Consider the following 19966-nt stretch of genomic DNA (forward strand, 5'->3'; position numbering starts at 1 on the left):
TTCGGGGACCCCTCGCGTCGGATGGACTGCGAGGACAGAAAGGAAATCCGTGACTGATACGGACCTCTTCACGACGAGCGACAGCGACGTGAGCGTCGCGCAGCCCGCAGTCGTGGAAACCACCAATGCGCCCACCACGGGCGCCACTCGCGGTGGCCGTGGCGGCTCGCTCACGTCGATGCTGCTTCCGGACCTGCGCGCACTGGCCGGAGAGGTCGGTGTCAAGGGCACGTCCGGAATGCGCAAGAGCGAACTGATCTCTGCCATCAAGGAAGCACGCGCCCAGGCTGGCGGCGGCGACGCGCCTGCCGCCCAGTCGAAGGCCGCAGAGATCTCAGCGGCCTCAGCGCCCACCACGGCGGGCGATGCGCCCGCGCAGGCCGAACGGCCTCGGCGTGAGCGCCGCAGTGCCTCTCGCGGCACCGGAGCGCCGTCGGGCGCGACCGAGGAAGCTGCTCAGGACGGCGCCGCCTCCCAGGCCGACAACCAGCCCGAGGCGAAAGCTGAAGCGAAGGGCGAGGCCAAGCAGGACGCTCCCGCCAGGGACACCAAGGACAACAAGCCGCGCGAAGAGGCCAAATCCGGTGGCCAGGACAAGCAGGAGAAGCCGGACAACGCCGGTGATACCAGCGGTGACCAGCAGCACGGCGGCCAGCAGAACCGTAACAACAGCAATAACAACAACCGCGAGAACAACAACCGCGACAACAACAACCGCGACAACAACAACCGCGACAACAGCGGTGGCGACGATGACGACAGTCGTCAGGGCCGTCGCGGTCGCCGGTTCCGGGATCGCCGGCGACGCGGCGAACGCACCGGTGGCGGTGAAGGCGGCGGCGGTAACGAGACCGAATTGCGCGAGGACGATGTCGTGCAGCCGGTCGCCGGCATCCTGGATGTCCTGGACAACTACGCCTTCGTGCGCACCTCGGGCTACCTGGCCGGACCGAACGACGTCTACGTCTCGATGAACATGGTCCGCAAGAACGGACTGCGCCGCGGCGACGCGGTGACCGGCGCCGTGCGGGTTCCGCGCGACGGCGACACCGGCGGCAACAACCCGCGGCAGAAGTTCAACCCACTGGTCCGCCTGGACACCGTCAACGGCGGACCGGTCGACGCGGCCAAGAACCGACCGGAGTTCGGCAAGCTCACCCCGCTGTACCCGAACCAGCGGCTGCGTCTGGAGACGGCTCCGGAAAAGCTGACCACCCGCGTCATCGACCTGATCATGCCGATCGGTAAGGGTCAGCGTGCGCTGATCGTGTCGCCGCCCAAGGCCGGTAAGACCACGATCATGCAGGACATCGCCAACGCGATCACCCGCAACAACCCGGAATGCCACCTCATGGTCGTACTCGTCGACGAGCGCCCCGAAGAGGTCACCGATATGCAGCGCTCGGTCAAGGGTGAGGTCATCGCCTCGACCTTCGACCGGCCGCCGTCAGATCACACCCAGGCCGCCGAGCTGGCCATCGAGCGCGCCAAGCGCCTGGTGGAACAGGGTAAGGACGTGGTGGTGCTGCTCGACTCGATCACCCGCCTTGGCCGCGCCTACAACAACGCCTCCCCGGCGTCGGGCCGCATCCTGTCCGGTGGTGTCGACTCGACCGCGCTGTACCCGCCCAAGCGCTTCCTCGGCGCCGCGCGCAATATCGAGCACGGCGGTTCGCTGACCATCATCGCCACCGCGATGGTCGAGACCGGGTCCACCGGTGACACCGTGATCTTCGAAGAGTTCAAGGGCACCGGTAACGCCGAGCTCAAGCTGGATCGCAAGATCGCCGAGCGCCGGGTGTTCCCGGCCGTCGACGTCAACCCGTCCGGCACCCGTAAGGACGAGCTGCTGCTGGGTCCCGACGAGTTCGCGATCGTGCACAAGCTGCGTCGGGTGCTCTCCGGACTGGACAGCCATCAGGCCATCGACCTGCTGATGAGCCAGTTGCGCAAGACCAAGACCAACTACGAGTTCCTGGTCCAGGTCTCCAAGACCGCGCCGGGCAGCAACGGCGACGACTGACCGAGTGATTTCGGCGCGCTGACCCGCGGTGACCGCGGGTCAGCGCGCCGAACTCGTTGTCGGGTCGTTCGTCAGGCCTGGCATGACGTAGCGGCGCACGTGCGCCAGCACCGCGTCGTAATCTCCGGGATCCAGGTACTGGCCGGGCATGGTGGCCAGCGACAGCAGCGCCCGCGCCACCCATTCCGCGGCCTCGGGCACGTCGACACCGGCGTGAATCTCGCCGGTCTCCTTGGCGTGGACCAGATATCGGGTCCAGAAGGCGGCCAGGTCGGGGACCAGCCCCTGCACGCCGGCGCCCGCGCACGCGGCGAACTCCTCGGGTTCGTCCATGCGCAGCTTCATCAGGATCGCGCCGGGATCCTCGTAGGCGGTGTGACCGTGCCGGATACCCGCCGCGATCTGACGGTCCAGGCTGTCGATCTGCTCGAGCATCGCGTGCGCCTCTGACCAGTACACCTCGTTGAGCCGGACGATCGCCGCCCCCAGCAGCGTCACCTTGTCCGGGAAATGCCGGTACAGCCAACCGCGCGATACCCCGGCGGCCTCGGCGACCTCGGACACCGTAGTGGCCCGGATGCCCTTGGCGCGCAGACACACTTCGGCGGCGTCGATCAGCCGATCGCGAACGCTGCGGGGGGCGGTGGTACTGGACGTGCTGGTCAAGGCGGCCGGCTTCCTGGTCGACGTGCGGGGTGTGCGCCACTGATTGTGCCAACGGTGTCGTCTCTGTGGTGCACGGCCACCGCCGTGGTAGACACTTTCTTGATACTGTTCACCGGCGTTCAGGGAGTCAGCGGTGGCCGACACACTCCAGCAGTTGCTGCGCGAACGCGCTGACCAGGACACCGTCGCGATCAAATACGGCGACCGCACCTGGACGTGGCGAGCCCATATCGCCGACGCCGCGCGGCAGGCGGCGACGCTCATCGGCCTGGCCGATCCGGCCCGGCCGCTCCATGTCGGCGTGCTCATGGGAAACAACCCCGACATGCTCACCGCGCTGGCCGCGGCGGCCCTCGGTGGGTACGTGCTGTGTGGCATCAACACCACCCGCCGCGGCCCGGCACTCGCCCGCGATATCGCGAAGGTGGACGCCCAGTTCCTGCTCACCGACGCCGCACACCGGCCCCTGCTCGGCGGCGTCGACCTGCCCGGCGTCACGGTGTTCGACACCGCCGATCCGGAGTGGACACGACTGCTCGCCGACGCGCCGGAGCTGACCCCCCACACCGAGGCCACCGGCGACGACACCTTCATGATGATCTTCACCTCCGGCACCAGCGGTGAGCCCAAAGCGGTCCAGGTGCCGCATTCGACGGTGCTGTTCGCCGGCAGCGCGCTGGTGCAGCGCTACGAACTGGGCGCCGATGACACCTGCTACCTGGCCATGCCGTTGTTCCACTCCAACGCCGTCTACGCCGGGTGGAGCGTGGCCCTGGGCGCCGGGGCCGCCATGGCGCCGGCGGCGTTCTCCGCGTCCGGCTTCCTGACCGACATTCGCCACTACGGCGCGACGTACATGAACTACGTCGGCAAGCCGCTGGCCTACATCTTGGCCACCCCCGAGTGCCCCGACGACGCCGACAATCCGCTGCGGGTGGCCTTCGGCAACGAAGCCGCCGACCGCGATATCGACGCGTTCGGCCGGCGATTCGGCTGCACGGTGTGGGACGGGTTCGGCTCCACCGAGACCGCCGTGATCATCACCCGCACCGAGGACTGCCCGCCCGGCTCGATCGGCAAGGGTTTCCCCGGCGTGGCGATCTTCGACCCGGACACCGGACGCGAATGTGCGATCGCCCGGTTCGACGACACCGGTGCACTGCTCAACGCCGACGAAGCCACCGGGGAGTTGGTCAACACCGCAGGCAGCGGCCTGTTCCGCGGCTACTACAACGACACCTCCGCCACCCAGGAGCGGATGCGCGGCGGGATCTACTGGTCCGGTGACCTGGCCTACCGGGACGCCGAGGGCTGGATCTACCTGGCCGGACGCACCGCGGACTGGATGCGGGTGGACGGGGAGAACCTCACCAGCGCCCCCATCGAACGAATCCTGTTGCGCCTGCCCGCGATCAACCGGGTGGCCGTCTACCCGGTGCCCGACGAGTTCGTCGGCGACCAGGTGATGGCCGCCATCGTGCTCAATGACGGCGCGCAGCTGACTACCGAACAGTTCACCGCGTTCCTCGCCGCCCAGCGCGACCTCTCACCGAAGGCCTGGCCGCGGTATGTGTGGCTGGCCGACGACCTGCCCAGCACCGCCACCAACAAGATTCTCAAGCGGGAACTCGTCGCGATGGGTGCAGACCCGGCCGCCCGGGTCATCTGGCGCCGGGACGGCACCGGCTACACCGATCAGCCGTAGGTGACCGACGGCAACGTCGGTCCTGGCGGGGGCGGCGGAGGCAGTTGGTCCACCGGCGGTGGCGGGGGAGGCGGGCACGCCGCGGAAGCACCGGCACCGAGCGCCGCGATCGCAATCCCGGCGGCCACCGCACCCTGGCTCATCCTCTTCATCACATCCATCGGGCTCTCCTCTCGCATTCGCTGTCGAGACGGACGATGGGCTTCTCTCTAGGGCTTCTCTTCGGCTACCCCGACGCCACACCGCTGACACCCGTACAGCGGGGGAATACCGACCCGTCCGAGGACGTTTTCGCGGTTGGCGGTTGACCTGGCATAATGGACCGCTGACCCTCGGTTCCGGTTCACGTCCGTACATCCCCAGGTCAGGGGCGGACGACCCGGCGACCAACGATTGCAGAGGAAAACCATGAAATCGGGTATCCACCCCACCTACGTCGAGACCAACGTGGTCTGCGGCTGCGGTAACACCTTCACCACGCGCAGCACCAAGGACAGCGGCCACATCGTGGTCGAGGTCTGCTCGCAGTGCCACCCCTTCTACACCGGCAAGCAGAAGATCCTCGACAGCGGCGGCCGCGTGGCCCGCTTCGAGAAGCGGTACGGCAAGCGCACCACGAAGGCTGCTGCCGACAACTAGCTGTCCCTTCGGCGCCCGTTCCTGTCGCATGCGACAGGCCGGGCGCCGAACTGCGTTCCGGGTCCGTTCAGAGGGAGGTCACTCATGACCGCATCACCGATCGAGGCATTGCTGACCGAGCATGCCGACCTCGAACGCCAGCTCTCCGATCCGGCGCTGCACGCCGACCCCGTCGCCGCCAAGCGGGTGGGCCGCCGATTCGCGCAGCTGTCGCCGATCGTGTCGACCTACCGCAAGCTGGAGGCCGCGCGCGGCGATCTGGAAGCCGCCCGTGAACTGGCCGGCGAGGACGACGCGTTCGCCGCCGAAGTGCCCGATCTCGAAGCCCAGGTTGCCGAACTCGACGCCCGGCTGGTCGACCTGCTCGCTCCACGCGACCCGCACGACGCCGACGATGTCGTGCTCGAGGTGAAGTCCGGTGAGGGTGGCGAGGAATCGGCCCTGTTCGCCGCCGACCTCGCGCGGATGTACATCCGCTACGCCGAGCGGCATGGCTGGACCGTCACGGTGCTCGACGAAACCTGGTCGGATCTCGGCGGCTACAAGGACGCCACCATCACCATTGCCAGCAAGGGTGATTCGGCCGACGGCGTGTGGTCGCGGATGAAGTTCGAAGGCGGGGTGCACCGCGTACAGCGGGTACCGGTCACCGAATCCCAAGGCCGGGTGCACACCTCGGCCGCCGGCGTGCTCGTCTACCCGGAGCCCGAGGACGTCGAGCAGGTGCAGATCGACGAATCCGACCTGCGCATCGACGTGTACCGGTCATCCGGCAAGGGCGGCCAGGGCGTGAACACCACCGACTCGGCCGTGCGGATCACCCACCTGCCCACCGGCATCGTGGTGACCTGCCAGAACGAGCGGTCCCAGCTGCAGAACAAGGCCCGCGCGATGGTGGTGCTCGCCGCCCGGTTGCAGGCCCTGGCCGAAGAGCAGGCGTCGGCCGAGGCGTCGGCGGACCGGGCCAGCCAGATCCGCACCGTCGACCGCAGCGAACGGATCAGGACGTACAACTTCCCCGAGAACCGGATCGCCGACCACCGCATCAACTTCAAGGCACACAACCTCGATCAGGTGCTCGACGGCGATATGGACGACCTGCTCGACGCGCTGGCCGCCGCTGACAAACAGGCGCGGCTGCAGCAGGCATGACCGGTCAGCGAGAAGCCGGAGGCGGATCGCGCATCGATACCGGGCTGCGCCAGGCCATCGCCGATGCGACCGCCGAGTTGTCCGCCGCCGGTGTCCACTCGGCGCGTGTCGACGCCGAACTGCTGGCCGCGCACGCCGCGGGCGTGGAGCGCGGCCGGCTGGCTGTGTTCGAACCCGATGCCGCCTTCGTCGATCGCTATGGCGCGCTCGTCGCGCGCCGCGCGCAACGAATCCCGTTGCAGCACATCGTCGGAAACGCCGCGTTCGGGCCGCTGGTGCTGCAGGTCGGACCCGGGGTGTTCATTCCGCGGCCGGAGACCGAGGCGCTGCTGGAATGGGCCCAGAACCAGCCGCTGCCCGCCGATGCGCTGATCGTCGACCTGTGCACCGGCTCGGGGGCTCTGGCCGCAGCCTTGGCGCACCATCGGCCCACGGCTCGCGTCATCGCCGTCGAGGATTCCGCCGAGGCGCTGCGCTATGCCGAAACGAACTGCCGTGCCACGTCGGTGCAGGTGCTGCAGGCCGATGTCACCGCCTCGGACCTGTTGACCGAACTGAACGGCACCGTCGACCTGATCGTCAGCAACCCGCCTTACATCCCACTCGGTGCCGAACTCGATCCCGAAGTGGCCGAACATGATCCGGCCCATGCGTTGTTCGGCGGAGCCGACGGGATGTCGGTCATCGGGCCGATCGTCGCCGCCGCGGCCCGACTGCTGCGGCCCGGCGGACGGATCGGTGTCGAACACGACGACACCACCGCCGCGGCGACCGTCGACCTGTTCGCGGGGGCGGCCGCGTTCACCGATATCACCGCCCGCCGTGATCTGACCGGGCGGCCCCGCTTCGTGACCGCTACCAGGATCGAGTGAGAGGCTGTCGGGTATGTCCGAGTTGTTCGATTGCGCCGACCCCGATCAACGGGCGGCCGGGCTGGCCTCGGCGGTCAGCGCCGCCAAAGGTGGCCGGTTGGTCGTGCTGCCCACCGACACGGTGTACGGGATCGGCGCCGACGCCTTCGACAACAGCGCGGTGAGCGCGCTGCTGGCCGCCAAAGGCCGTGGACGGGACATGCCGGTCGGGGTGCTCGTCGGGTCCTGGCACACGATCGACGGGTTGGTCTACGCCGTGCCGCCGGCGGCACGCGAACTCATCCAGGCGTTCTGGCCCGGCGCGCTGAGCCTGGTCGTGCGCCATGCGCCGTCGCTGCAGTGGGATCTGGGCAACTCGGCGGGGACCGTGATGTTGCGGATGCCGCTACACCCGGTGGCCATCGAGCTGCTGCGCGAGGTCGGCCCGATGGCGGTGTCCAGCGCCAACATCTCCGGCAGCCCGGCCGCGGTCACCGCCCAGGACGCCCGCACCCAGCTGGGGGAGCGGGTGGAGGTGTATCTCGACGCCGGTCCGTCCCCGATGGGGGCGGCCTCGACGATCGTCGATCTCACCGGTGCCAGCCCACGCGTGCTGCGCGAAGGTCCGGTCGGTATCGACGAGATCGCCGCGGTGCTCGGCGTCGAGGCCGAAACACTCAGCTGACGCCCAGACCCCGCGCTCAGGATCGTCGCGTACGGTTTTCCGCGTGGTGAGCGAAGCGGTGCGTCTTATGGCGCTGTCCGACCGTGGCGCCGGCGTCCCCCTGCGCGAACTCGCGTTGGTCGGTCTGACGGCTGCGATCATCACCTACTTCGCCACCGGCTGGTGCCGCGTGCTGGCCACCCGCGTCGGCGCGGTCGCCTACCCCCGCGAGCGCGATGTTCACCTGCAACCGACCCCGCGGATGGGCGGGCTGGCCATGTACGTCGGGGTGGCCTTCGCGATCCTGCTGGCCTCCCAGCTGCCAGCACTCAACCGGGGTTTCGTCTACTCGACGGGGATGCCCGCCGTCGTCGTGGCGGGCGGACTCATCATGTTCGTCGGGCTGATCGACGATCGGTGGGGCTTGGACGCCTTGACCAAGTTCGCCGGCCAGATCACCGCCGCGAGCGTGCTGGTGACGATGGGCGTGGCATGGAGCGTGCTCTACATCCCCATCGGCGGGGTGGGCACGCTGGTGCTCGACCAGGTCACCTCGATCCTGCTGACGCTCGCCCTGACGGTGTCGATCGTCAACGCGATGAACTTCATCGACGGTCTCGACGGGCTGGCCGCCGGGCTGGGACTGATCACCGCGTTGGCCATCTGCATCTTCTCCATCGGACTGCTGCGCGATCACGGTGGCGATGTGCTCTTCTACCCGCCGGCGATGATCTCGGTGGTGTTGGCCGGCGCCTGTCTGGGCTTCCTGCCGCACAACTTCCACCGCGCCAAGATCTTCATGGGTGACTCCGGTTCGATGCTGATCGGGTTGATGCTGGCCGCCGCCTCGACCACCGCGGCGGGACCGATCTCGCAGAACGCCTACGGGGCGCGGGATGTGTTCGCCCTGTTGTCGCCCTTCCTGTTGGTGGTCGCGGTGATGTTCGTCCCGGCGTTGGACACCCTGTTGGCGATCGTGCGCAGGACCCGGAAAGGCTTGAGCCCGTTCAGCCCCGACAAGATGCACCTGCACCACCGTTTGCTGCAGATCGGTCACTCGCATCGTCGGGTGGTTTTGCTGATCTACCTATGGGTGGGCATCGTCGCGTTCGGTGCGGCCAGCACGACGTTCTTCGATCCCCGCTACACCGGCGTGGTCATGCTCGCGGCGATCGTGGTCGCCGGAATCGTCACGCTGATACCGCTGCTCCGGCGTCGCGCGCAGTCGGCAGACTGACCACTCGGCGGGTCCGGACGGCCGCCTGGCGACGGACTTACGACGAAAAGTAGTAGGCCTGTTTTTGGGCCTCCTACCTTGTGGTACGGTTCTGCGCATAACCCGAAAAACCTCACGGGTTGCCGGCCCGGCCCATCGGTCGCAAGACCGCTCGGCGCCGATACACGACCGACCAAACAGGGAGCTACCCCTTGGGTGATTCCAGCGCGCCCGTTGCCCTCCGATACGCTCGGCGGGCACGCACAGGATTTTTGCAGTACCGATGAGTAACGCCCTCGACGACGCGGGATTGAGGTGAACCAGGTGACGACGCCAGCGCACGATGCGCCGTTGGTGTTCCCCTCCGTGGCTTTCCGCCCGTTGCGCCTGTTCGTCGTCTGCGCCGTGCTCACGGCTCTCGCCATTCTGGCCGCCGGCTTCACCGGCCACATCTTCTTCGGCGTCTTCTTCGGGGTCGGTCTCGGTCTGGGTTTGCTCAACGCGCTGTTGGTGCGCCGCGCCGTCGAGTCGATCACGGCAGAGGAGCACCCACTCAAGAAGAAAATGGCCATAAACTCCGCGACGCGGCTGCTGGTGATCACCGCCGTCGCACTGGCAATCGCAATCGTCTTCAAGGCACATGGCGGAATTGCCGTCCTGTTCGGCTTGGCCATCTTCCAGGCACTGCTGGTGCTGTCCACCAGCCTTCCGGTGCTGAAGAAGATCCGTAAAGACGGGCTCGACGTGCAAGCCACCGCCGGCACTCCTGGCACGGAACCGAAGGATTGAGCAGACACAGATGACTGAGATCGTTCTCGCCGCAGAGGGCGCCGAAGGAGGCGGTGGCGCCGCCATCCACGTCGGGCACCACACCATGGTGTTCGAGTGGCTGGGCATGACGTTCAACGGCGACACCATCCTCGCGACGGCCATCACGGCCGTCATCATCATCGGGCTGGCCTTCTTCCTGAAGGCCAAGGTCACCTCGACCGACGTGCCCGGTGGCGTGCAGCTGTTCTGGGAGGCGCTGACCATCCAGATGCGCCAGCAGATCGAGGGCTCGATCGGTATGAAGATCGCCCCGTTCGTGCTGCCGCTGTCCATTGCGCTGTTTGCCTTCATCCTGGTGTCGAACTGGTTGGCCGTGCTGCCGCTGCAGTACGGCGGGCCGGACGGTGCCGCCGCCGAGTGGTACAAGCCGCCGGCCTCCGATATCAACTTCGTGTTGGCGCTCGCGCTGTTCGTGTTCATCTGCTACCACGCCGCCGGCTTCTGGCGCCGCGGCCTGATCGGCCACCCGATCAAGGTGCTCAAGGGCCACGTCAGCATCCTGGCGCCGATCAACATCGTCGAGGAACTGGCCAAGCCGATCTCGCTGGCACTGCGACTCTTCGGCAATATCTTCGCCGGCGGCATCCTGGTGGCATTGATCGCGATGTTCCCCTGGTACATCCAGTGGGCGCCCAACGCCATCTGGAAAACCTTCGACCTCTTCGTCGGTCTGATCCAGGCCTTCATCTTCGCGCTGCTGACGATCCTGTACTTCAGCCAGTCGATGGAGCTGGACCACGATGACGAGAACGCTCACCACTAAGTAACCCGTACGACCAGAAGTCCTGGTGGCACCGCCACCAGCTATCAAGGAGGAAATAGGAATGGATGCAAACGCCCTCATCACGGCGGGTGCGCTGATCGGCGGCGGCCTGATCATGGGTGGCGGCGCGATCGGCGCCGGTATCGGTGACGGTATCGCCGGTAACGCACTGATCTCCGGCATCGCCCGGCAGCCCGAGGCCCAGGGCCGGCTGTTCACCCCGTTCTTCATCACCGTCGGTCTGGTCGAAGCCGCGTACTTCATCAACCTGGCCTTCATGGCGCTGTTCGTCTTCGCCACCCCGGCGTACTCGGGCTAGTAATCCGCAAGCATGGGTGCACTCGATACGACCGTCCTGACGGACGGCATCAACATCCTGGCGACCAGCCAGGCAGCGGAAGAAGGCGGCGGCGGGGGCAACAACTTCCTGCTCCCCAACGGCACCTTCTTCGCCGTGCTGATCATCTTCCTGATCGTGCTGGGCGTGATCTGGAAATGGGTTGTGCCGCCGGTCAGCAAGGTCCTCGCCGAGCGGGAAGCCATGCTGGCCAAGACGGCCGCGGACAGCCGTAAGTCGGCCGAGCAGGTTGCGGCCGCGCAAGCCGAATACGACCAGGCGATGGCCAACGCCCGTACCGAAGCCTCCGCGATCCGCGATGAGGCAAGGACGGCAGGCCGACAGGTCGTGGACGCCAAGCGGGCCGAGGCCAGCGGTGAGGTAGCAGAGACCGTCCGCCGGGCCAATGACGAACTGGCCCAGCAAGGTTCGGCTACCCAGGGGCAGCTCGCCTCCTCGGTCGACGCACTGTCGGCCACCCTCGCCAGCCGCATCCTCGGCGTCGACGTGAATTCGGGACGGAACAAGTAGATGTCGATTTTCATCGGACAGCTGATCGGCTTCGCCGTGATCGCCTACATCCTGTGGCGCTACGTGGTGCCGCCGGTGAAGACGCTCATGGCCAAGCAGCAGGAAGCCGTTCGCACCGCTCTGGCCGAGAGTGCGGAGGCAGCGCGCAAGCTTGCCGACGCCGACGCCATGCACGCCAAGGCGCTGGCCGATGCCCGCGCGGAGTCCTCCAAGGTCACCGAGGAGGCCCGCCAGGACTCCGTGCGGATCACCGCGTCGCTCACCGAGCAAGCCGGTGTCGACGCCGAGCGCATCAAGGCCCAGGGTGCACAGCAGGTCCAGTTGGCTCGTCAGCAGCTGGTCCGCCAGCTGCGGCACGGGCTCGGTGACGAAGCCGTGCAGAAGGCTGCCGAGCTGGTGCGCGCCCACGTCGCCGATCCGGCGGCGCAGGCGTCCACCGTGGACCGCTTCCTGGCCGACCTCAGTGCCATGGCGCCGTCCACCGCGGTGATCGACACCGCGGCAACGGCCAGCCTGCGGGCGGCGAGCCGGGCGGCCGTCGGGACGCTGACCGATGAGTTCGACAACGTGGCAGCGGGTCTGGATGCCGACGGCCTGACCACACTGGCCGCCGATCTGGCATCGGTGGCCCGGCTGCTGGTCGCCCAGAACCCGCTCACCAAGCATCTGGCCGAGCCGACCGAGACCAGCGAGCCGAAGGTCCGCCTGGTCGAGCGGTTGCTGAGCGGCAAGATCGGCGAGCCGGCCCTCAGGCTGGTCCGCACTGCCGTGTCGCAGCGCTGGTCCGCCGAGGCCGACCTGGTGAACGGCATCGAGTACACCGCGCGGTTGGCGCTGCTGCAGCGGGCCCAGGTGGCCGGTGAGGTCGACGACGTCGAGGACCAGTTGTTCCGGTTCGGCCGCGTCCTGGACTCGCAGCCGCGCCTGAGCGCCCTGCTCAGCGACTACACCACCCCGGCCGAGGGTCGGATCGCCCTGTTGGACAAGGTGCTTCCCGGAGCCAACGAGACGGCCAAGGCGCTGCTCGCGCAGACCGTCGGACTGCTGCGCGGTGAGCGTGCCGACGAGGCCGTCCTCGACCTGGCCGAGCTTGCCGTCGCCCGTCGCGGCGAGATCGTCGCGCACGTGACGGCCGCCGCCGAGCTGACCGCGGCCCAGCACGCACGGCTGACCGAGGTGCTCACCCGCATCTACGGCCACCCGGTGGCCATCCAGCTGCACGTCGACCCGAGCGTGCTCGGCGGTCTGACGATCGCCGTCGGCGACGAGGTGATCGACGGCTCCATCGCATCACGACTGGCGGCCGCCGAAACCGGCCTGCCGGACTGACGAGCGCCAACGCACCCCACGAACCACCCCGAAGAACTAGGTAGGAAGACGAAAAACCATGGCAGAGTTGACAATCTCGGCTGCTGATATCGAAGGTGCCATCGAGGACTACGTATCCTCGTTTTCCGCCGACACCGAGCGCGAAGAGATCGGCACCGTCGTCGACGCCGGTGACGGCATCGCCCACGTCGAGGGCCTGCCCTCGGTCATGACCCAGGAACTGCTCGAGTTCCCGGGCGGCGTGCTCGGCGTGGCCCTGAACCTCGACGAGCACAGCGTCGGTGCCGTCATCTTGGGCGAGTTCGAGAAGATCGAAGAGGGCCAGCAGGTCAAGCGCACCGGCGAGGTCCTCTCGGTGCCCGTCGGCGACGCCTTCCTTGGCCGCGTCGTCAACCCGCTCGGTCAGCCCATCGACGGCCAGGGTGACATCGCCGCCGACACCCGCCGTGCCCTCGAGTTGCAGGCCCCGTCCGTGGTTCAGCGCCAGGGCGTCGGCGAGCCGCTGCAGACCGGTATCAAGGCCATCGACGCCATGACCCCGATCGGCCGCGGCCAGCGCCAGCTGATCATCGGTGACCGTAAGACGGGCAAGACCGCCGTCTGCGTCGACACCATCCTCAACCAGCGCGAGGCCTGGGAGACCGGCGACCCGAAGCAGCAGGTGCGCTGCGTGTACGTCGCCGTCGGCCAGAAGGGCACCACCATCGCCAGCGTGAAGCGTGCGCTGGAAGAGGGTGGCGCGATGGAGTACACCACCATCGTCGCGGCCCCTGCCTCCGATCCGGCCGGCTTCAAATGGCTTGCGCCCTACACCGGTTCGGCCATCGGCCAGCACTGGATGTACGACGGCAAGCACGTGCTGATCGTCTTCGACGACCTCACCAAGCAGGCCGAGGCCTACCGCGCCATCTCGCTGCTGCTGCGCCGCCCGCCGGGCCGCGAGGCCTACCCGGGTGACGTCTTCTACCTGCACTCCCGTCTGCTGGAGCGCTGCGCGAAGCTGTCCGACGAGCTCGGCGGTGGCTCGATGACCGGCCTGCCGATCATCGAGACCAAGGCCAACGACATCTCGGCCTACATCCCGACCAACGTCATCTCGATCACCGACGGCCAGTGCTTCCTGGAGTCCGACCTGTTCAACCAGGGTGTGCGTCCGGCCGTCAACGTCGGTGTGTCGGTGTCCCGCGTCGGTGGCGCCGCTCAGATCAAGGCGATGAAAGAGGTTGCCGGCTCGCTACGTCTGGATCTGTCGCAGTACCGCGAGCTGGAGGCGTTCGCCGCCTTCGCCTCCGACCTGGACGCGGCCTCCAAGGCGCAGCTGGACCGCGGTGTTCGCCTGGTCGAGCTGCTCAAGCAGCCCCAGTACAGCCCGCTGTCGGTCGAGGACCAGGTGGTGTCGATCTTCCTGGGTACCCAGGGCCACCTGGATTCGGTTCCCGCCGAAGACGTCTCGCGTTTCGTCGACGAGCTGCTGGAGCACGTCAAGGCCAGCCACTCCGACATCCTGACCGGGATCAAGGACACCAAGAAGCTCTCCGAGGAGAACGAGGAGAAGCTGGTGTCGGTGATCAACGAGTTCAAGAAGGGCTTCTCGGCCTCCGACGGTAGCTCCGTGGTGGTCAAGGAAGCCGACGCGGAAGCACTGGACCCCGAGGACCTGGAGAAGGAATCGGTCAAGGTCCGCAAGCCTGCTCCCAAGAAGGCCTAGGTAACAGATGGCAGCCACACTGCGCGAGCTACGCGGGCGTATCCGCTCCGCCGGGTCGATCAAGAAGATCACCAAGGCCCAGGAGCTGATCGCCACGTCGCGAATCGCCAAGGCGCAGGCCCGAGTCGAAGCGGCTCGGCCCTACGCCACCGAGATCACCAACATGCTCACCGAGCTTGCCGGGGCCAGCGCGCTGGACCACCCGCTGCTCGTCGAGCGGGAGAGCCCCAAGCGGGCCGGCGTGCTGGTGGTGTCCTCGGACCGCGGCCTGTGCGGCGGCTACAACGCCAATGTGCTGCGCCGGGCCGAGGAGCTGTTCTCGCTGCTGCGTGACGAGGGCAAGAATCCGGTGCTGTACGTGGTCGGCCGAAAGGCATTGGGCTACTACAGCTTCCGGCAGCGCGCGGTGACCGAGTCGTGGACCGGCTTCTCCGAGCGGCCCACCTACGAGAACGCCAAGGAGATCGCCGACACCCTGGTGGAGGCGTTCCTGTCCGGTGCCGACGACGAGGGTGACGATCCGGGCGCCGACGGCATCCTCGGCGTCGACGAACTGCACATCGTGTCCACCGAGTTCCGGTCCATGCTGTCGCAAACCGCGGTCGCGCTGCGGATCGCGCCGATGGTCGTCGAGTACGTGGGCGAGGCCGAGACCGGTCCGCACACGCTGTACTCGTTCGAGCCGAACGCCGAGACACTGTTTGATGCGTTGCTGCCCCGCTACATCGCCACCCGCGTGTACGCGGCGCTGCTCGAGGCGGCGGCTTCGGAGTCGGCTTCGCGCCGACGCGCCATGAAGTCGGCCACCGACAACGCCGACGATCTGATCAAGGCGCTCACGCTGGCGGCCAACCGCGAGCGCCAGGCGCAGATCACTCAGGAAATCAGCGAAATCGTCGGCGGCGCCAACGCACTGGCCGACGCGCGCTAGCCGGATCAACTACAGAAGCCCCGTAGGAAGCGAAGAAGAGAAATGACTGCTACCGCAGAGAAGACCACGACGGGTCGGGTCGTCCGCATCACCGGCCCGGTGGTGGACATCGAGTTCCCGCGTGGCGCCGTACCCGAGCTGTTCAACGCGCTGCACGCCGACATCAGCTACGGCGCCCTGGCCAAGACCCTGACGCTCGAAGTGGCGCAGCACCTCGGTGACAACCTGGTGCGCACCATCTCGATGCAGCCCACCGACGGTCTGGTGCGCGGCACCGAGGTCACCGACACCGGTGCCTCGATCTCCGTGCCGGTCGGCGACGGCGTCAAGGGGCACGTGTTCAACGCCCTTGGCGACTGCCTGGACGAGCCCGGCTACGGCAAGGACTTCCAGCACTGGTCCATCCACCGCAAGCCGCCGGCCTTCGCCGACCTGGAGCCCCGCACCGAGATGCTGGAGACCGGTCTGAAGGTCGTCGACCTGCTCACCCCGTACGTGCGTGGTGGCAAGATCGCCCTGTTCGGTGGTGCCGGCGTCGGCAAGACCGTGCTGATCCAGGAGATGATCAACCGCATCGCCCGCAACTTCGGTGGCACCTCGGTGTTCGCCGGCGTCGGCGAGCGCACCCGTGAGGGCAACGACCTGTGGGTCGAGCTCGCAGATGCCAACGTGCTCAAGGACACCGCGTTGGTGTTCGGCCAGATGGACGAGCCGCCGGGCACCCGTATGCGCGTCGCCCTGTCCGCGCTGACCATGGCGGAGTTCTTCCGCGATGAGCAGAACCAGGACGTGCTGCTGTTCATCGACAACATCTTCCGGTTCACCCAGGCCGGTTCGGAGGTGTCGACCCTGCTCGGTCGCATGCCGTCGGCCGTGGGTTACCAGCCGACGCTGGCCGACGAGATGGGTGAGCTGCAGGAGCGCATCACCTCGACCCGTGGTCGCTCGATCACCTCGATGCAGGCCGTGTACGTGCCCGCCGACGACTACACCGACCCGGCTCCGGCGACCACCTTCGCCCACCTGGACGCCACCACCGAGCTCTCTCGTGCGGTGTTCTCCAAGGGCATCTTCCCCGCGGTGGATCCGCTGGCTTCGTCCTCGACGATCCTGCACCCCAGCGTGGTCGGCGACGAGCACTACCGCGTCGCCCAGGAAGTCATCCGAATCCTGCAGCGCTACAAGGACCTTCAGGACATCATCGCGATCCTCGGTATCGACGAGCTCTCCGAAGAGGACAAGGTCCTGGTGTACCGCGCCCGCAAGATCGAGCGCTTCCTGAGCCAGAACATGATGGCGGCCGAGCAGTTCACCGGTCAGCCGGGCTCGACCGTGCCGCTGAAGGAGACCATCGAGGCCTTCGACAAGCTGGCCAAGGGCGAGTTCGACCACCTGCCCGAGCAGGCGTTCTTCCTCATCGGTGGTCTCGACGACCTGGCGAAGAAGGCCGAAAGCCTCGGCGCCAAGCTGTGATTGCCCGACTGACTACACGGAAGGTGGTGTGGCATGGCTGAATTGGACGTCGAAATCGTCGCAGTCGAGCGCGCACTGTGGTCGGGTAAGGCGACATTCGTATTCACCCGCACCACCGCGGGCGAGATCGGCATCCTGCCGCGGCACATCCCGCTGGTGGCACAGCTGGTCGAGGACGCGATGGTCCGGGTGGAGCGCGAGGGTGAGGACGATCTGCGGATCGCCATCGACGGCGGGTTCTTGTCGGTGACGGAGAACGGCGTCAGCATCCTGGTCGAGAACGCCCAGTTCGAGTCGGAAGTCGATGCCGACGCCGCCAAGCGGGATTCGGAATCCGATGACCCCGCGAAGGCCGCATGGGGGCGCGCCCGCCTTCGCGCCGTCGGACAACTCGACTAGAGGTTTCCTGTCGATGAGCGCGGTCATGTGGATCATGGTCGCGCTCATCGGCGTCTTGGCGGTGGCCGTCGTCGCGCTGGTGTACCGGTTGTGGAAGCTGCGGCAGGTCGGCGGTACCGCCGCCATCCTGCGGGACTATCCCGCCGCCGGTGGTCAAGGTTGGCGCCACGGTGTGATGCGTTATCGCGGCGGCGAGGCCGGCTTCTACCGGCTCTCGAGCATCCGCTGGTGGCCGGACCGTCGGCTGAGTCGGCTGGCACTGGAAGTGGTGGGCCGCCGTTCCCCGCGCGGAGACGAGTTCGACATCATGAGCCAGGAGATCGTGATCCTGGAACTGCGGGATTCTGGCCGAGGCTACGAGGTGGCCCTCGACCAGGGCGCGTTGACGGCCTTCACCTCGTGGGTGGAGTCCCGCCCGTCACGCCGCGCACAACGACGCACCGGCTGATCACGCGCCGGCGTCGTCCGTCTTCTTTCCGCCACCGGGTTGCCAAAGCACGTCGCCGTCCGGATTGGCCAGCCGGGACAGGATGAACAGCAGATCCGAGAGCCGGTTGAGGTACTTCGCCGGCAGGACGTTCACCGTGTCGCCGTGCTGATCGACCGCGGCCCAGGCCGACCGCTCGGCGCGCCGGGTCACCGTGCGGGCGACGTGCAGCAGCGCCGAGAGCGCGGTCCCGCCCGGCAGGATGAACGAGTTCAGCGGTGCCAGGCCTTCGTTGAACTGATCGCACCAGGTCTCCAGGCGATCGATGTAGTCCTGGGAGATGCGCAGTGGCGGGTACGGCGGATTCTCCGCAACCGGCGTGGACAGGTCGGCGCCTGCGTCGAAAAGATCGTTCTGGATCTGGCGCAGTACCTCCCCGAGCGCAGGGTCCGGGTTCCCGAGCGCGACGGCCACCCCGATGGCCGCGTTGGCCTCATCGCAGTCGGCGTAGGCCTGCAATCGCGCGTCGTTCTTGGAGACGCGACTGAAATCACTCAGCCCGGTGCTCCCGTCGTCACCGGTCCGGGTATAAATGCGGGTCAGGTGCACGGCCATGGTTGAACGGTACCGGTCACAGCGGCGTTGCAACCTGGCCAGGCGTTCTGAATCCGGCCCGTCGTCTGCTTACACTGGCCCGCGTGAGCGAGCGTTTCGTGGTGACCGGTGGGAATCGGTTATCAGGCGAAGTCGCGGTGGGGGGAGCCAAGAACAGCGTCCTCAAGTTGATGGCGGCCGCGCTGCTGGCCGAGGGCACCAGCACCATCACGAACTGTCCGGACATCTTGGATGTGCCGTTGATGGCGGAGGTGCTCAGAGGTCTGGGCGCGACAGTGGAGCTGGACGGTTCCACCGTCCGCATCACCTCGCCGGACGAGCCGAAGTACGACGCCGATTTCGCCGCAGTCAGACAGTTCCGTGCCTCGGTATGTGTGCTGGGTCCGCTGGTTGGCAGAGGTAAGCGGGCGAAGGTCGCGTTGCCCGGTGGCGACGCCATCGGCTCCCGACCGCTGGATATGCACCAATCGGGCCTGCGCCAGCTCGGGGCGCGGTGCAATATCGAGCACGGTTGCGTGGTGGCCGAGGCGGACCATCTGCGCGGCGCCGAGATCCAACTGGAGTTCCCGTCCGTCGGCGCTACCGAGAACATCCTGATGGCCGCGGTGCTGGCCGAGGGGGTGACGACGATCCACAACGTCGCGCGGGAGCCCGACGTGGTGGATTTGTGCGACATGCTCAACCAGATGGGTGCCCAGGTACAGGGCGCCGGCTCGTCCACGCTGACCATCACCGGGGTTGACCGGCTCTACCCGACCGAACACCGGGTCATAGGCGACCGCATCGTCGCCGCGACCTGGGGGATCGCCGCGGCGATGACACGCGGTGACATCTCGGTGACCGGCGTCGACCCCGCGCATCTGCAGTTGGTGCTGCACAAGCTGCACGACGCGGGTGCAACGGTCACCCAGCACGACAACGGGTTCCGGGTGGTGCAGTACGAGCGGCCCAAGGCGGTCAACGTCGCGACCCTGCCTTTCCCGGGTTTCCCGACGGACCTTCAACCGATGGCGATCGGTCTGGCATGCGTCGCGGACGGGACCTCGATGATCACCGAGAACGTGTTCGAGGCGCGATTCCGCTTCGTGGAGGAGATGATCCGGCTGGGGGCGGACGCGCGGACCGACGGGCATCACGCCGTGGTGCGGGGATTGCCGCAGTTGTCGAGTGCGCCGGTGTGGGCATCCGATATCCGCGCCGGTGCGGGTCTGGTGCTCGCCGGCCTTGTCGCCGACGGCGACACCGAGGTACACGACGTTTACCACATCGACCGGGGCTACCCGTTGTTCGTCGAAAACCTGGCCAGCCTGGGCGCGGAGATCGAGCGGGTAAGCTGATCTGAGACGGGCGTACCACCGTCACAAGCCCCTGACCAGGGGATTTGACTTCGCAGCGGCCGTGGATCTAATCTTTTGAAGTCGCCGCGGAAACGCGAGACAGAGAAGCTTGACTCGCCGGACAAGTTAGTTTAAGCTGGCAGGGTTGCCCCGAAACGGGTAGCTTCGACAAAATCAAGTCTGTTGTTTGAGAACTCAATAGTGTGTTTGGTGGTTTTTGTTTGTTGTTTTTTGGCCATCTTGGTGGGGGACTCCCCGTCTTCCTGCCACGTGGGATGGTTTGTTTTTTTGATGCCAGTTTTTGGTGTCTTTTGTTTGTGATCGGATTTTTCTGATTCGAATTCTGCCTCGTTTGTTCGAGGGGTTTTT

Annotated in this window: 22 protein-coding genes; 18 read left to right on the forward strand and 4 right to left on the reverse strand. The window is 67.0% G+C overall.

From position 1 onward, the window contains the following. Nucleotides 1–49: 49 nt before the first annotated feature. Nucleotides 50–2023 carry a transcription termination factor Rho gene (rho, locus tag SBI67_RS25815; RefSeq protein ID WP_413232567.1) on the forward strand — a complete coding sequence of 658 codons (1974 nt, stop codon included), beginning with the start codon at nucleotides 50–52 and terminating at the stop codon, nucleotides 2021–2023. Between the two features lie 39 nt (nucleotides 2024–2062). Here rho and SBI67_RS25820 read toward each other — a convergent pair whose 3' ends face one another. Beyond that, the gene (locus SBI67_RS25820; protein ID WP_318983313.1) at nucleotides 2063–2689 is read right to left on the reverse strand and encodes a TetR/AcrR family transcriptional regulator; all 627 of its coding nucleotides are present in this window, start codon (nucleotides 2687–2689) and stop codon (nucleotides 2063–2065) included. 133 nt (nucleotides 2690–2822) lie between these two features. Between SBI67_RS25820 and fadD1 the strand changes: the two genes are divergently transcribed. Beyond that, the gene (gene fadD1 / locus SBI67_RS25825) at nucleotides 2823–4394 is read left to right on the forward strand and encodes a fatty-acid--CoA ligase FadD1 (RefSeq protein ID WP_318983314.1); all 1572 of its coding nucleotides are present in this window, start codon (nucleotides 2823–2825) and stop codon (nucleotides 4392–4394) included. Here fadD1 and SBI67_RS25830 read toward each other — a convergent pair. Further along, the gene (locus tag SBI67_RS25830; RefSeq protein ID WP_318983315.1) at nucleotides 4385–4555 is read right to left on the reverse strand and encodes a hypothetical protein; all 171 of its coding nucleotides are present in this window, start codon (nucleotides 4553–4555) and stop codon (nucleotides 4385–4387) included. The genes fadD1 and SBI67_RS25830 overlap by 10 nt on opposite strands. Nucleotides 4556–4802: 247 nt before the next feature. Here SBI67_RS25830 and rpmE point away from each other — a divergent pair, with 247 nt between their 5' ends. The 15 genes from rpmE (at nucleotide 4803) to SBI67_RS25905 (ending at nucleotide 17666) form a co-directional block, all read left to right on the forward strand. After that, a complete protein-coding gene (gene rpmE, locus SBI67_RS25835; RefSeq protein ID WP_266049323.1) occupies nucleotides 4803–5033 on the forward strand; it encodes a 50S ribosomal protein L31 in 231 nt (76 codons plus the stop codon). Between the two features lie 84 nt (nucleotides 5034–5117). Continuing rightward, nucleotides 5118–6185 carry a peptide chain release factor 1 gene (prfA, locus tag SBI67_RS25840; protein WP_318983316.1) on the forward strand — a complete coding sequence of 356 codons (1068 nt, stop codon included), beginning with the start codon at nucleotides 5118–5120 and terminating at the stop codon, nucleotides 6183–6185. Then, nucleotides 6182–7057, forward strand: coding sequence for a peptide chain release factor N(5)-glutamine methyltransferase (gene prmC, locus SBI67_RS25845; RefSeq protein ID WP_318983317.1), 876 nt, complete (start codon nucleotides 6182–6184; stop codon nucleotides 7055–7057). Before prfA ends, prmC begins: the two co-directional genes overlap by 4 nt. Before the next feature lie 13 nt (nucleotides 7058–7070). Next, a complete protein-coding gene (locus tag SBI67_RS25850) occupies nucleotides 7071–7721 on the forward strand; it encodes an L-threonylcarbamoyladenylate synthase (RefSeq protein ID WP_318983318.1) in 651 nt (216 codons plus the stop codon). 67 nt (nucleotides 7722–7788) lie between these two features. Then, nucleotides 7789–8937: a glycosyltransferase family 4 protein gene (locus SBI67_RS25855; protein WP_318983345.1), complete on the forward strand. Its 1149-nt coding sequence runs from the start codon at nucleotides 7789–7791 to the stop codon at nucleotides 8935–8937. Between the two features lie 303 nt (nucleotides 8938–9240). Further along, nucleotides 9241–9705, forward strand: coding sequence for an ATP synthase subunit I (locus tag SBI67_RS25860; RefSeq protein WP_266049319.1), 465 nt, complete (start codon nucleotides 9241–9243; stop codon nucleotides 9703–9705). A gap of 10 nt (nucleotides 9706–9715) precedes the next feature. Next, complete coding sequence (atpB, locus tag SBI67_RS25865) at nucleotides 9716–10510, forward strand: F0F1 ATP synthase subunit A (RefSeq protein WP_318983319.1); 795 nt, start codon at nucleotides 9716–9718, stop codon at nucleotides 10508–10510. A 61-nt stretch (nucleotides 10511–10571) separates the two neighbouring features. Continuing rightward, nucleotides 10572–10829 carry a F0F1 ATP synthase subunit C gene (locus SBI67_RS25870; RefSeq protein WP_036395845.1) on the forward strand — a complete coding sequence of 86 codons (258 nt, stop codon included), beginning with the start codon at nucleotides 10572–10574 and terminating at the stop codon, nucleotides 10827–10829. 12 nt (nucleotides 10830–10841) lie between these two features. Then, a complete protein-coding gene (locus tag SBI67_RS25875; RefSeq protein WP_266049317.1) occupies nucleotides 10842–11378 on the forward strand; it encodes a F0F1 ATP synthase subunit B in 537 nt (178 codons plus the stop codon). Continuing rightward, on the forward strand, nucleotides 11379–12707 hold the full coding sequence (locus tag SBI67_RS25880; protein ID WP_318983320.1) for a F0F1 ATP synthase subunit B/delta: 1329 nt from the start codon (nucleotides 11379–11381) through the stop codon (nucleotides 12705–12707). A gap of 58 nt (nucleotides 12708–12765) precedes the next feature. Then, nucleotides 12766–14415 (forward strand): F0F1 ATP synthase subunit alpha, encoded by a 1650-nt coding sequence (gene atpA / locus SBI67_RS25885; RefSeq protein WP_318983321.1) that lies wholly within the window; start codon nucleotides 12766–12768, stop codon nucleotides 14413–14415. A 7-nt stretch (nucleotides 14416–14422) separates the two neighbouring features. Next, nucleotides 14423–15346 (forward strand): F0F1 ATP synthase subunit gamma, encoded by a 924-nt coding sequence (locus SBI67_RS25890; RefSeq protein WP_318983322.1) that lies wholly within the window; start codon nucleotides 14423–14425, stop codon nucleotides 15344–15346. A 42-nt stretch (nucleotides 15347–15388) separates the two neighbouring features. Next, nucleotides 15389–16819: a F0F1 ATP synthase subunit beta gene (gene atpD, locus SBI67_RS25895; RefSeq protein ID WP_266049313.1), complete on the forward strand. Its 1431-nt coding sequence runs from the start codon at nucleotides 15389–15391 to the stop codon at nucleotides 16817–16819. A 33-nt stretch (nucleotides 16820–16852) separates the two neighbouring features. Further along, nucleotides 16853–17218, forward strand: coding sequence for a F0F1 ATP synthase subunit epsilon (locus SBI67_RS25900; protein ID WP_318983323.1), 366 nt, complete (start codon nucleotides 16853–16855; stop codon nucleotides 17216–17218). A gap of 13 nt (nucleotides 17219–17231) precedes the next feature. Then, nucleotides 17232–17666 (forward strand): DUF2550 domain-containing protein, encoded by a 435-nt coding sequence (locus SBI67_RS25905; RefSeq protein WP_266049312.1) that lies wholly within the window; start codon nucleotides 17232–17234, stop codon nucleotides 17664–17666. Here SBI67_RS25905 and SBI67_RS25910 read toward each other — a convergent pair whose 3' ends face one another. After that, entirely contained in the window at nucleotides 17667–18260 is a 594-nt protein-coding gene (locus SBI67_RS25910) for a cob(I)yrinic acid a,c-diamide adenosyltransferase (RefSeq protein ID WP_318983324.1), read from the reverse strand. It abuts the gene before it with no gap. A gap of 83 nt (nucleotides 18261–18343) precedes the next feature. Here SBI67_RS25910 and murA point away from each other — a divergent pair, with 83 nt between their 5' ends. Beyond that, complete coding sequence (gene murA, locus SBI67_RS25915; protein ID WP_036395829.1) at nucleotides 18344–19597, forward strand: UDP-N-acetylglucosamine 1-carboxyvinyltransferase; 1254 nt, start codon at nucleotides 18344–18346, stop codon at nucleotides 19595–19597. A gap of 131 nt (nucleotides 19598–19728) precedes the next feature. On the opposite strand, the gene SBI67_RS25920 is transcribed toward murA, so the two are convergent. After that, a partial coding sequence (locus tag SBI67_RS25920) for a hypothetical protein (RefSeq protein ID WP_318983325.1) occupies nucleotides 19729–19966 on the reverse strand: 238 nt, incomplete at its 5' end.

The organism is Mycolicibacterium chengduense (assembly GCF_033741155.1).
In the GTDB taxonomy this organism is placed as follows: Bacteria; Actinomycetota; Actinomycetes; order Mycobacteriales; family Mycobacteriaceae; genus Mycobacterium.